Source organism: Amycolatopsis thailandensis, assembly GCF_042723255.1.
Classification (GTDB): Bacteria; Actinomycetota; Actinomycetes; order Mycobacteriales; family Pseudonocardiaceae; genus Amycolatopsis; species Amycolatopsis thailandensis.
On sequence record NZ_JBHXJK010000033.1, the window covers coordinates 41,417 to 53,567 of the forward strand.

Below are 12,151 nucleotides of genomic sequence, written 5' to 3' on the forward strand. Positions count from 1 at the left end.
GGCGCAGGCGCGGGTCATGAAGATCGGGATCGTCTGCCCGTACTCGTTCGACGTACCGGGCGGCGTACAGGGGCACGTCATCGATCTCGCGAAGGCGCTTCTCGCGCGCGGGCACGAAGTCTCGGTCCTCGCGCCCGCGGACGAAGACTCCGACGTCCCGGATTTCGTCGTCCCCGCCGGGAAGGCGCTCGGCATTCCGTACAACGGCTCGGTCGCGCGCCTGCAATTCGGCCCGGTGTCCTACGCCCGGGTGCGGCGGTGGATCCGCGACGGCGATTTCGACGTCCTGCACTTGCACGAGCCCGCCGCGCCGAGTCTCTCCCTGTTGGCGCTGAAGGTCGCGGACGGCCCGATCGTGGCGACCTTCCACACCGCGACGACCCGTTCGCGCACCCTCGCGGCGTTCCAGCCGGTGCTGCGGCCGCTGCTGGAGAAGATCACCGCGCGGATCGCCGTGTCGGCGCTGGCCCGCCGGGTCCAGGTCGAGCACGCCGGCGGTGACGCGGTCGAGGTGCCCAACGGTGTCGACGTCGACTTCTTCTCCCGCGCGCTCCCGCTCGACGGCTATCCGCGGGCGGGCGGCACGGTCGGGTTCGTCGGGCGGTACACCGAGCCCCGCAAGGGGATGGGGGTCCTGCTGGAGGCGCTGCGGATGCTGCTGCCGGAGTTCGAGGAGCTGCGGCTGCTGGTCGTCGGCCGCGGCGACGCCGATCAGCTCCGGCGCGAAGCGGGGCCGGCGCTGGCGCCGCACATCGAACTGCTCGGCCAGGTCGACGACGAGACGAAGGCACGGGCACTGCGCAGTGTCGACGTCTACTGCGCGCCGAACACGGGTGGCGAAAGTTTCGGGATGATCCTCACCGAGGCGATGGCGGCCGGCACCCCGGTGCTGGCGAGCGGCCTGGACTCGTTCCGCCGGGTCCTCGACGACGGCAAGGCCGGGATGCTGACCGAAACCGGTGACGCGGCGGCGCTGGCCGACGGGTTGCGTGAACTGCTCGGCGACCCCGCGCGACGCATCTCCCTGGCGGCGGCCGCGGGGGAGCGGGTCGCGATGTTCGACTGGTCCGTGGTCACCACGCAGGTCCTTCGGGTCTATGAGACGGCGATCGCCGCCGATCCGCGTCGGGTCGGCGCCGGTGAACGCGAGTTCAGCCGATGACGACCTGGGTGTGGATCGGCGGTCTGGCGGCCGCGATCGTGGTGCTGGGCGGGCTGTTCCTGCTCGCGACGGCGAACCGGCTGGACCGGCTGCACGTCCGCACGGACGCGGGCTGGGCGGCCCTCGACGCGGCCCTCGCGCGGCGCGCCGTCGTCGCCAGGGCGGCCGCCGTGATCCTGGGCGACGAGGACCTGCGTGGGCTGGCGGAGCGTGCCGAGCGGGCGAAGAGGCCGGATCGCGAAGCCGAGGAGAGCGAACTGACGCTGCGGCTGGCGCGCGTCGACCGCGCGGCCCTGCCGTCGGCGCTGGCCGAGGAGCTGACCGACGCCGAGCACCGGGTCGTCATCGCGCGGCGCGTGCACAACGACGCCGTCCGGGACACCCTGCATCTGCGGCGGCGCCGGAAGGTCCGGTACTTCGGCCTCGCCGGTACCGCCCGGCTCCCGGAGTACTTCGAGATCGCCGAGCCCGACCTCTAGGAGGACGAACCGTGAGTGAGCGCGTTCTGGTGGCGGTGTTCGCGACGCCGGTGGCGTCCTTCCTGCTCCGCTACGGCAAGGACCTCGGGTACGCACCGGTGTTGTTCGAGCCGGACGGCGCACGGGCGACGGACGTCGAGGGCGGCTTCGAGGCCGTCACGACGGTGCCGGAACTCGGACCGGGGGTCGACGTGGTCGTCACCGATCACGACCGGCCCGAACTCGGCGAAGTGCTGAAGGCCGTGCTGGACCACCCGACCCGGTGGGTCGGCGTGCTCGGCAACCCTCGCCACGCCGGCCCGCATGTGGCCGCGCTCGAGGCACTCGGGGTTCCGGACCCCGAGATCGCGCGAGTGCACCGCCCGGTGGGGCTGAACATCGGGTCCCGGACCCCTCCGGAGATCGCCATCGCCACCCTGGCCGGTCTGCTCGCCGATCGGAACGGACGGCCGGGCGGCTTCGAGTTCTAGTTCGCGATGGTTCGTGAGGTGAAGGGGACTTTCCCCTCATCACACGAGCGGAAAGTCCCCTTCACCTCGGGCCCGGGAGTTCTCGTAGGCGGCCGAGGCTCGGATGGGTCGCGAAAGCCACTTTCGGGACATCAGGCGTCGCGAAAGTGGCTTTCGCGACACCCGAAACAGCAGGTGAGCGCGTCAGGCGCACGCCACTTCTGCTCTACCCCTCACCAGCGGTTCTAGTTCGCGATCGCTCCTTCCGGCATCGGTTCGAACCGGGCGTGCCTGCGGGTGAAGGTCGCCGTGCCCGAGGTCAGCGAACGCAGATCGATCGCGTAGCGCAGGAGCTCCACCGCGGGCACCTCGGCGCGGATGACCGTCCGGCCACCCTCGTCCGCTTCGGTGCCGAGCACGCGGCCGCGCCGGGACGAGAGGTCACCCAGCACGGTGCCCAGATGCTCGTCCGGAAGCCGCACCGCCACTTCTTCGAGTGGTTCGAGCAGGGCGATCTTGCCCGCGGCGGCGGCCTCCTTCAGCGCCAGCGCACCGGCCGTCTGAAACGCGGCGTCCGAGGAGTCGACACTGTGCGCCTTGCCGTCGACGAGGGTCACCCGGATGTCGATCAGCGGATGCCCGTCGACGAGCCCTCGCTGGGCCTGGGCCCGCACTCCCTTTTCGACGCTCGGGATGAACTGGTGCGGTACCGAACCGCCGACGACCTTGTCCACGAACTCGAAGCCCGAACCCCTCGGCAGCGGCTTGACCTCGATGTCGCAGACGGCGAACTGGCCGTGCCCGCCGGACTGCTTGACGTGCCGCCCGTGCCCACGGCCCGGTCCGGCGAAGGTCGAGCGCAGGCTGATGCGGACGGGCTCGGTGTCCACGTCGGCGCCTCCCGCGCGCAGCCGCGACAGCACGACGTCGGCGTGCGCCTCGCCCATGCACCACAGCACGAGCTGGTTGGTCTCGGCGTTGCGGTCGAGCCGCAGCGTCGGATCGCCCGCGACGAGCCGGGAGAGGTTGCGCGCGAGCGTGTCCTCGTCGCTGCGCGTCTTCGCGATGACGGCGACCGGCAGCAGCGGTTCCGGCATCGTCCACGGTTTCATGATCAGCGGATCGTCGGGGGAGGAGACGGTGTCGCCCGTTTCCGCCGAGCCGACCTTGGTGAGCGCGCAGAGGTCGCCCGCGACGCAGTACGGGACTTCGCGCAGGTTCGCGCCGAGTGGCGAGTACAGATGCGCGACCCGTTCGTCGGCGTCGTGATCCTCGTGCCCGCGTTCGGCCAGACCGTGACCCGAGACATGGACAGGCCGCTCCGGGCGAAGCGTCCCGGAGAACACCCGCACCAGCGACACCCGGCCGACGTAGGAGTCGACCGCGGTCCGGACCACTTCGGCCGCCAGCGGGCCCTCGGGATCGGCGCGGAGACCGGCGTGTGGCTCGCCGGTGGGTGAGGTGACTTCCGGCGGGATGTGCTCCAGTGGCGACGGGAAGGCGCGCACTATCCCGTCGAGGACTTCGGCGAGCCCGACACCGGTCGTCGCGCACACCGGGATCACCGGATGGAAGGAGCCGCGGGTGACGGCGGTCTCCAGGTCGGCGATCAGCGTGTCCTCGGGGATCTCCTCGCCGGAGAGGTACCGGTCCATCAAGGTCTCGTCCTCGCTCTCGGCGATGACTCCCTCGATCAGTTCGTTGCGGGCCTCGGTCATCCGCGCGAGATCGTCCTCCGCCGGCTCGCCGACCTCGGGCGGGAAGCCCTTCGAATAGTCGAAGTAGCGACGCGTGATGAGCCCGACGAGGCCGTCGCGCGCGGGCAGGTACAGCGGCAGGACGCCGGCTCCGAAGGCGGCCTGGCAGGCCGCGATCTCGCCTTCGGGGTCGGCGCGGTGATGGTCGAGCCGGGAGACGACCACCGCCCTCGGCATCCCGACGGCCGCGCACTCTTCCCAGACCGCGGTCGTGGCCGCGTCGACGCCCTCCGCCGCGCAGACCACGAACAGCGCCGCGTCGGCGGCACGGAGCCCGGCCCGCAGTTCGCCGACGAAATCGGCGTATCCGGGGGTGTCGATGAGGTTGATCTTGTGGTCCTGGTGCAGCACCGGCGCGACCGAAAGGCCGACTGACCGCTGCTGCCGGACCGCGGCGGGGTCGTGATCGCAGACAGTGGTGCCTTCCACGACGGAACCCGCCCGCGTCACCGTGCCGGACGCGGCGAGCAGTGCCTCGGCGAGTGTCGTCTTGCCTGATCCCGACGGGCCGACCAGGACGACGTTGCGCACTTTCGCCGGGTCGGCCACAGCGACGGCGGCCCCGGAGTCTCCGTTCTTGCTCTGTTTTTCGGCCATGCCGATCTCCTCACCACACGATGCCGCGTACAGGTGTGTCCTCGATCACACACCCGCGACGGCCGTCGCGGCAAGGCGACCGGCGCGGGAACCCCCGAATGTCGACGCGCCGTTATGCTCGATGGCGGACACCCGGAGGCGAATCCGAACCGAATCCGAGGGTGGGGGATGAGCGATGGAGCTCGACAGGCGAACCGTGTTGCGACTGGCGGGAGCGGTCCCGGTGCTGGCATCGGCGGCCACGGCGATCCCCGGGCACGGCGGCGGGGACGAATGGGAACGGCTGCGTGCCAAGCTGAAAGGCACGCTGTTCCGGCCCGGTGAGCCCGGCTACGACGAAGCGCGGCTCGGGTTCTTCTCGATGTACGACCATCGGCTGCCCGCCGGTGTGGCGGTATGTGCGAACGAGGACGACGTCCGGCGCTCCGTGGATTTCGCGGCGAGGCACCACGTGCCGATCGCGGCCCGCTCGGGCGGGCACAGCTACGTCGGTTATTCCATAGTGGACAGAGGGCTCGTCGTCGATCTGTCCCGGCTCGACACGATCGAGATCCTGCCGGGCGGCCGGGCCGCGATCGGGGCGGGAGCGCGGCTCGGTCAGGTGTACGAGGCACTGGCGGCGGCGGGCCGGGCGCTTCCGGCCGGCAGCTGCCCGCAGGTCGGCATCGCGGGCCTGACCCTCGGCGGTGGTATCGGAGTCCTGGGTCGCAAGTACGGGCTGACCTGCGACAACCTGGAATCCGTGCGCTTCGTCGGCGCGGACGGGAAACTGCGTCTGGTGTCGGTCGAGACCGCACCGGACCTGCTGTGGGCGTTGCGCGGCGGCGGTGGCGGCAACTTCGGCATCGTCACGTCGTTCACCTTCAAGACCGCGGCCGCGCGCACGCTGACGAACTTCGCCCTGACCTTCCCGCCCGCCGTGCTCGCCGACCTCGTCGCGGCGTGGCAGGAATGGCAGCCCGCGATGCCCGACGAACTGTGGTCCGGGATGGGTCTCGGCTCGACCGCGGTGAACTGCGGCGGCTGTTTCGTGGGCCGCGCGGCGCAGCTGAATCCGCTGCTCGACGACCTCGTCCGCCGTGTGGGCACGGATCCGCTCACGCGCGAGGTGAAGGAACAAGGCCACCTCGCCACCATGCGTTCCTTCGCCGAAGAGGTCCAGTTCCCCGCCGCGGTCGCGCAGCGCGGGGAGTACGTGGCCACGTCGAGGATGCTGACCCACGAGGTGCCCGATCCGGACGCGCTGGCGGCGTTGCTGACGAGCGATCCGAATCTGTACTCGATCGTGGACGCGTACGGCGGCGCGATCGCGCGGGTGCCGTCGAACGAGTCGTGCTTCCCGCACCGGTCCGCGCTGGGCAGCATCCAGATCACCCGTGGCCTGGACGGCGGCGAGGCGAAGGCGCGGCAGGTGATCGGCCGGGTCCGGGACGAACTCGGCCGGGAGTATGGGCAGGCCGCGTACGTCAACTACATCGACCCGGAGATGCCGGACTGGGCGAAGGCGTACTACGGCGAAAGCCTCCCGCGGCTGCGGCGAGTAGCGCGCAAGTACGACCCGCACGGTCTGTTCGCGTTCGAGCAGGGCCTGGCCCGCTGACCCCTGGCGCATTTCGTCCTCTGAGTGCGGTGCTTCGACGTCGAACTACCGCACTCAGAGGACGAAACGCGTGCCGGGTGCGGGCCAGATCACCCAGTGGACTGCTGAAATCGCCGCGAACTGGCCTGCTTCAGAGGTCCAAAAGCGGCCTACCCTCGGAGGCGTCATCCCACTTCGCGCGCTTTTCGAAAGGTCCAGCAGTGTCTGACGACTCCACGAACACGGCCACCACCTCGCTCACCGGCACCGCCCGGGTCAAGCGCGGGATGGCGGAGATGCTCAAGGGCGGTGTGATCATGGACGTGGTCACCGCCGAGCAGGCGAAGATCGCCGAAGACGCCGGCGCCGTCGCGGTGATGGCGCTCGAGCGGGTCCCCGCGGACATCCGCGCCCAGGGCGGCGTCGCCCGGATGAGCGACCCGGACCTGATCGACGGCATCATCGAGGCCGTCTCGATCCCCGTCATGGCGAAGGCCCGCATCGGCCACTTCGTCGAGGCGCAGCTGCTCCAGTCGCTCGGTGTCGACTACATCGACGAGTCCGAGGTGCTGACCCCGGCCGACTACGAGAACCACATCGACAAGTGGGCCTTCACCGTGCCCTTCGTCTGTGGTGCGACCAACCTCGGTGAGGCGCTGCGCCGGATCAACGAGGGCGCGGCGATGATCCGTTCGAAGGGCGAGGCCGGTACCGGCGACGTCTCGAACGCGACCACGCACATGCGCAAGATCCGCGCGGAGCTGCGTCGCCTCTCGTCGCTCCCTGAGGACGAGCTTTACGTTGCGGCGAAAGAACTTCAGGCACCGTATGAGCTCGTCAAGGAGGTCGCGGCGAAGGGCAAGCTCCCCGTCGTGCTCTTCACCGCGGGCGGTATCGCGACCCCGGCCGACGCCGCGATGATGATGCAGCTCGGTGCCGAAGGCGTCTTCGTCGGCTCCGGCATCTTCAAGTCCGGCAACCCGGCGCAGCGCGCCGAGGCGATCGTCAAGGCCACGACGTTCCACGACGACCCGGACGTCATCGCGAAGGTTTCCCGCGGTCTTGGTGAAGCGATGGTCGGAATCAACGTCGACGACGTGCCCGAGCCGCACCGTCTTTCCGAGCGCGGCTGGTAAACGGCCTCGCGAAGTTGGGTCCTGCCCGAGCCGGTACTTTCGCGCGGCGGAGTGGACGACACGTGTGTCCAGACGGACGACACGTGTGATCGGACGGACGACACACGGAGATGGCCGAGTCCATCGAGTGTCGTCCGTCTGATCACGCGTGCCGTCCGTCCGATCACGTGTGCCGTCCCGCCGGTCACGCGAAATCGCCCGGCCGTAGGCACCTGAGACAGGGCCAGTCCGAAGCGGGGAAGCCCCGCGGTTACCGGCCTCGGGGATCCAGGGCTTTCACGGCGTAGTGGCCGGTGGTCCAGGCGATGGCCCGGCCGAACTGGTCGAAGATGGCCGGGTTGACGTTGTCGAGGGTGTCGCACGACTGGTGGTAGCAGTGGTCGAGCATTTCTCCCGCTTTTCCCCCGAACAAGGGCACCCACTCCGCTGGTTTGAGGGTTTCCGCGCCCGCGTTGACGCCTCCGGCGGGGATGCCTGCCTTGATGAACGGGGAATGGTCCGAACGATCGTCGAGTTCCAGCCCGACCGTGGGAAGGTTCTGTCGCGCGAAGTAGTCGTCGATGGTCTTCGTGATCTGGCGCGATCCTGCCGGTGCGGGGCCCCCTGGCGTCTGCCCGTTGTAGACCTGGCGCGCGAAGTTCGGTGAGCCGATCATCTCCAGGTTCAGGTACAGGCTTGTTCCGTCCCGCTGTCGGCGGCTGAGCTGATCGACGTGGTACTGGGATCCGACGAGGCCTTTCTCCTCGGCGTCCCACCAGGCAAACCGCACCCGGTTCTTGATCTTGCCGGTGTGCCGGGCGAGCTGTCGCGCGATCTCCAGTTGCATCGCGGCGGCCGCGGCGTTGTCGTTCATCCCGGGCGTGGTGTCGACACTGTCGAGATGGGACCCGACGACGACGGTGTTCGCCTCGTCTCCGGTAGGGGTGTCGGCGATGAGGTTGTAGCCCTTGGTGGTGATCCGCCTGCTCCGCAGATCCAGGTGAAGTGAGACTTCGCCCTTGGCGGCGTCGGCTTTCAGTTCCTGGGCCTCGGCCCGGGTGAGGGTGGCGGTGGGAATTCGGGCCTGTTCCGGGGGCACGATCCGATGCCGGATGTTCATGGTGGGGTTGGTGTAGTTCACGTTCATCAACAGGGCGGCCGCACCGGCGCCGGCGGCGACGACCTGTTTGAGGGAAGTGGCGCAGCCCCCGGCGTCGACGAGCACGATCTTGCCGGTGACATCGCGGCCGGTGTAGTCCTCCGGCGTGCATCCGGTCGCCTTTCCCGCCGGTTCGGCGAGGGTGGCGGAGATGCCGGCTTCGGTGGTGGAGACGGAGAAGTAGGCCAGCAGCGGGTGCAGCTCCCGGCCGACCGGGGCCGTCTCGGTCGCGGTCTCCGCGACCATTTCGTAGTCGGGGAAAGTGAACTCCTGGCGCCGCACCTGATAGCCGGCGTCGGTCAGGGTCTTCGTCACGTATGCGGCGGCCGCGTCGTAGCCCGGGGAACCGGAGACGCGGTTGCCGCCGTGAGCGTGAGTCGCTTCGGAAAACGCCTTCAGGTGGTGCCATGCCTTGGGGCCGGTCACGTCGGAGGCCAGCGCTTTCGCCAGCCACCAAGGGTCGGACGCGGCGGCGGACGGGGCTGCTGTCGCGGTCGTCGTGAGCAGGACGGCGCTGGCAGCCAGCGAGGACAGAATCCGACCGGACCGACGCGGTTTGCTCGGGTGGCCATTCATGGGGATCGTTCCTCCCAGCGGGATGTCGAGACGATGTGGTCCCTGCCGCGGGTCAACGCGGGGAAGCGGCCGGGGCGGGCGACGCGGTCGCGCCGATGCGGAGGGTGGAGCGCAGGAGCAACGAGCACGCCGCGGCGGTGGCCGCCGCGATCGCGGCAGCCAGGAACGTCGTGGTGTGGTCGCCCTCGTTCCGGGTCACGAGCTGGCCGGCGACGGCTGTGCCGATGCCGTTGCCCACCCACATGAAGGTGCTCATCCACGCGAACGCCTCGGTCCGCTGCCGGGGCGGAGCCACCTCACCGAGCACGATCTGGTGCAGCGTGTCGCGGGGACCGCTGACCAGGCCGACGGCGAGCAGCGCCACACCCGCCAGGACGAGTCCGGGCGCGACCCCGGTGGCGACGAGAAGCACGGCGGAGGCGGTGTGGAAAGTGACGAGCTGGCGGCGGGGGCGGGCCTCGCGATGCCGCATGCCGTACCCGAGAGCGCTGACCACCGCGCCGACCGAGTAAGCGCCGAGCAGTACGCCGGACAGGCCGGGATTCCCGCCCGACGCGGCCGCGGCGGACACCCCGACGACGATGCAGCCGAACGCCAGCATGTCGAAGGCGGTGATCCCCAGCAGTACCCGGACGCGGCCATCGGCGAGGGGACCGAGAGCACGCCGGGATCGGGATTTCCCGCCGGGAGGCTCGGCCGTCGCCGGTGCTCGCGGCGTCGGCACCGTCAGCAGGGTCAATACCCCGAGAACCGTGCACACCCCGGCCACCGCCACGGCGGCGACGGGGGAGGCGAGCGCGACGAGTACCGAGACCAGCAGCGTCCCGGTCACCACCATGACTTCGTTGAGCACCGCGTCCAGGGCATAGGCGGTCCGGGTGTGTTCGGCGGGAACGATCGCGGGCCACGTGGACCGGATGACCGGCGCCGACGGCGGGGTGCTCGCCCCCAAGGCGATGGCGGCGACCACGAGCATCCAGGCGGGGGCTTGCCGCGTCATGCCGATCACCGCCGCCGCGTAGGCGAGGGCGTGGACGGCGAGCACTCCCAGCAGCACCGGGCGGGGGTGGAACCGGTCCACCAGCCTTCCGGACAGGGGCACGCAGACCGCGAGCGCGATGGAAAACCCGGTCAAGGCAACCCCGCCGACCGCGTACGAGCCGTGCGTCGACACGATGGCCAGCAGCATGCCGAGATTGAGAATCGGTGCGGCCAGCCGGCTCGCGATCAGCGCCAGGACCAACCGCGGCACACCGCGGAATCCGAGCAAACGCCGATACGCTCGCATCCAACCCCCAGCTCATCTTCGTCAATCGAATTACCGACGAGTCCCGCACGCTGTGGCCCGATGCTAGTGGCATTCGACCGTGGCGATGCTCCCACCCGTAGGCGGGAGCATCGCGCTTCTCGGTCGTATGCACTGACTGGGTCAGTGGGAGACCTTCGTCGGGGGCCAGTAATCCACCTTCGTGGGGGGCCAGTAAGCCATGGTCGTTCACCTCCTCTTCTCCGTGAAGGAACAGGGACATCAGAGGGGCGCGCGATGCGCCGGATCCGGGAAACCTGTGCGGTGGTGAAGGCGTGGCGATACGCGGAAGTCGAATTCCGGTGTCAGCCGGGCGTGCCGGAGAATTGCGGTCGCCGGTCGATGCGGGCGCGTACGGATTCCGAACCGAAATGGTAGTCGATCCGCCGGGTGGCTTCGGCCCATTCTTCGACCGTTCGTACAGTGGAAAGTGCTTCGGTGACGAAGGGGTGGCTCCAGCGTTCGATCGCGCGGCGCCACAATGTCTCGCCGGACTCGTCGAGGAGGCTGCCAACGGTACCTTCGTAGATCGGCATCGCCCGCACTTCGCCATCGGGCTCGATCTGCAATGCCGTGAAGTTTTCGACCCCCTGAGCCGGATTCATTTGCAAGTCGAGGTTGTCCGTGCAGGTGACGGTCACCGACCGTGGCGCCAGTGACTGCAGGTGCCGGGCCCACGCGGCGCTGCCCATCTGTTCGACCTGGGATTCGAGCAGAAGTTCGTGCTCCACGAATCCTGGCCTGCTTGCCAGGCCTGCCGGGATGACAGCGCCGAGGGCGAGTGACTTCAGTGCCGGGAAGCGGGGCGCGATCGAGGTGCACATCTGTTCGAGACTGTCGAAGTTGCTGCGTACCACCACGGTGTCGATGCCGAATTCGAACCCTGGCCTGCCCCCGGCGGACACCGCGTCGTCGAGCATCCGCAGGGCTTCCATGGCGCGTTCGAACGATCCGGCGCGTCCGCGGATCTTGTCGTGCACCTCCGCGGTGGCGCCGTCGAGGCTGATCGTCACCGTGTCGCAGCACCGCATCAACTCCTGGACCATGTCCGGCTTCATCGGCCAGCCGCCCGTGTAGCACACGACGTGAATGCCTGCTCGGGACAAGCGGTCCGCGACCTCGAATATTCCCTTCACCACGAGGGGTTCACCACCGGCCAATGCCACCATTTCCGGCTGAAGCTCGATGATCGAATCCACTATTCGTAATTGTTCATCGTGGCTCAATTGGCGGGTCGGCCGTCGTCCGGATTCGGAGTAGCAATGGACGCATCGCAATGGGCATGCGTAGGTGACATCCCAAATTATGTTGGTTGGCCGAGCGGGTGCGCTCATTGCCAAAAACCCCCTGCGCTCGTATTTCTCAATCCGCTTCTCCGTCGGCTTGCTTTTTGCACGCTACTGTCGCCGCGAACGCCGTCGCAATGCCGAGATAACGATTACACTCGGTTGGCGGAGTAGTCGTACGTTGCGTAAGAAATGATCTTCGACTGCCCTTTTCCATCGGGTCGGGCAAGCTTGACGGCGCGATTCGAAACAACTCGGTCGGCTCACCGCTGGATGCGGAATTGGCTACACGTCAACAGAGTGTCTAACCCATGGGGCGCGGAGCGAGAGTCTGCGGGTGACGTCCGTTGCGCCATGGAGCGGGCGCGGCGATACTCGGCCGGTGGCAAAGAAGCAGACGAAGGTGAACTGCTGCGTCACCTGCGGACGCCGACTGGAAATCAGTGGCTCGCCGCGGCGCGTCATCGCGTTTTGTTCCTGGCACTGCCTCTGGCGGGGAATACGGGCCCGCTGGAACTCGGCCGAGTACCAGGCGTCGTTGTCGCGTTCCATGGGATTGACGAACACCATGGTTCGTGACCTGGCACAGCACAGGGCCACGCTGAACGAACGCGGTGACTGACGTCCGGTCTAGAGCGGCTCGTTCCGGGGCGTTCGAGTGTGGAGACGGCGGCGGGGTCTGAGGA

The 12,151-nt window shown here is 68.8% G+C and carries 10 protein-coding genes; 6 read left to right on the plus strand and 4 right to left on the minus strand.

The window, feature by feature from the left end:
* The first annotated feature begins 16 nt into the window (after window positions 1-16).
* From ACFWMR_RS15765 to ACFWMR_RS15775, 3 genes are read left to right on the plus strand one after another with little or no spacing between them, the layout of a single operon-like run.
* Window positions 17-1,162, plus strand: a complete 1,146-nt coding sequence (locus ACFWMR_RS15765) for a glycosyltransferase family 4 protein (RefSeq protein ID WP_378279639.1) — start codon at window positions 17-19, stop codon at window positions 1,160-1,162.
* Window positions 1,159-1,641 (plus strand): NUDIX hydrolase, encoded by a 483-nt coding sequence (locus ACFWMR_RS15770; protein WP_378378867.1) that lies wholly within the window; start codon window positions 1,159-1,161, stop codon window positions 1,639-1,641. Before ACFWMR_RS15765 ends, ACFWMR_RS15770 begins: the two co-directional genes overlap by 4 nt.
* An 11-nt stretch (window positions 1,642-1,652) precedes the next feature.
* Entirely contained in the window at window positions 1,653-2,111 is a 459-nt protein-coding gene (locus ACFWMR_RS15775) for an XdhC family protein (RefSeq protein WP_378378868.1), read from the plus strand.
* Window positions 2,112-2,335: 224 nt separating this feature from the next.
* On the opposite strand, the gene ACFWMR_RS15780 is transcribed toward ACFWMR_RS15775, so the two are convergent.
* The gene (locus tag ACFWMR_RS15780) at window positions 2,336-4,444 is read right to left on the minus strand and encodes an elongation factor G-like protein EF-G2 (protein WP_378378869.1); all 2,109 of its coding nucleotides are present in this window, start codon (window positions 4,442-4,444) and stop codon (window positions 2,336-2,338) included.
* A 175-nt stretch (window positions 4,445-4,619) separates the two neighbouring features.
* Between ACFWMR_RS15780 and ACFWMR_RS15785 the strand changes: the two genes are divergently transcribed.
* Both ACFWMR_RS15785 and pdxS read left to right on the plus strand, forming a co-directional pair.
* On the plus strand, window positions 4,620-6,044 hold the full coding sequence (locus ACFWMR_RS15785; RefSeq protein ID WP_378378870.1) for an FAD-binding oxidoreductase: 1,425 nt from the start codon (window positions 4,620-4,622) through the stop codon (window positions 6,042-6,044).
* 200 nt (window positions 6,045-6,244) lie between these two features.
* A complete protein-coding gene (gene pdxS, locus ACFWMR_RS15790) occupies window positions 6,245-7,159 on the plus strand; it encodes a pyridoxal 5'-phosphate synthase lyase subunit PdxS (protein ID WP_005159101.1) in 915 nt (304 codons plus the stop codon).
* A gap of 250 nt (window positions 7,160-7,409) precedes the next feature.
* Here the strand turns inward: pdxS and ACFWMR_RS15795 are convergent, their stop codons facing one another.
* The 3 genes from ACFWMR_RS15795 to ACFWMR_RS15805 form a co-directional block, all read right to left on the minus strand.
* Window positions 7,410-8,873: a M28 family peptidase gene (locus ACFWMR_RS15795; RefSeq protein ID WP_378378871.1), complete on the minus strand. Its 1,464-nt coding sequence runs from the start codon at window positions 8,871-8,873 to the stop codon at window positions 7,410-7,412.
* A gap of 52 nt (window positions 8,874-8,925) precedes the next feature.
* On the minus strand, window positions 8,926-10,125 hold the full coding sequence (locus ACFWMR_RS15800) for an MFS transporter (protein WP_378378872.1): 1,200 nt from the start codon (window positions 10,123-10,125) through the stop codon (window positions 8,926-8,928).
* A 359-nt stretch (window positions 10,126-10,484) separates the two neighbouring features.
* The gene (locus ACFWMR_RS15805) at window positions 10,485-11,513 is read right to left on the minus strand and encodes a radical SAM protein (RefSeq protein ID WP_378278871.1); all 1,029 of its coding nucleotides are present in this window, start codon (window positions 11,511-11,513) and stop codon (window positions 10,485-10,487) included.
* 334 nt (window positions 11,514-11,847) lie between these two features.
* Between ACFWMR_RS15805 and ACFWMR_RS15810 the strand changes: the two genes are divergently transcribed.
* Window positions 11,848-12,087: a hypothetical protein gene (locus tag ACFWMR_RS15810; RefSeq protein ID WP_378378873.1), complete on the plus strand. Its 240-nt coding sequence runs from the start codon at window positions 11,848-11,850 to the stop codon at window positions 12,085-12,087.
* Window positions 12,088-12,151 lie beyond the last annotated feature (64 nt).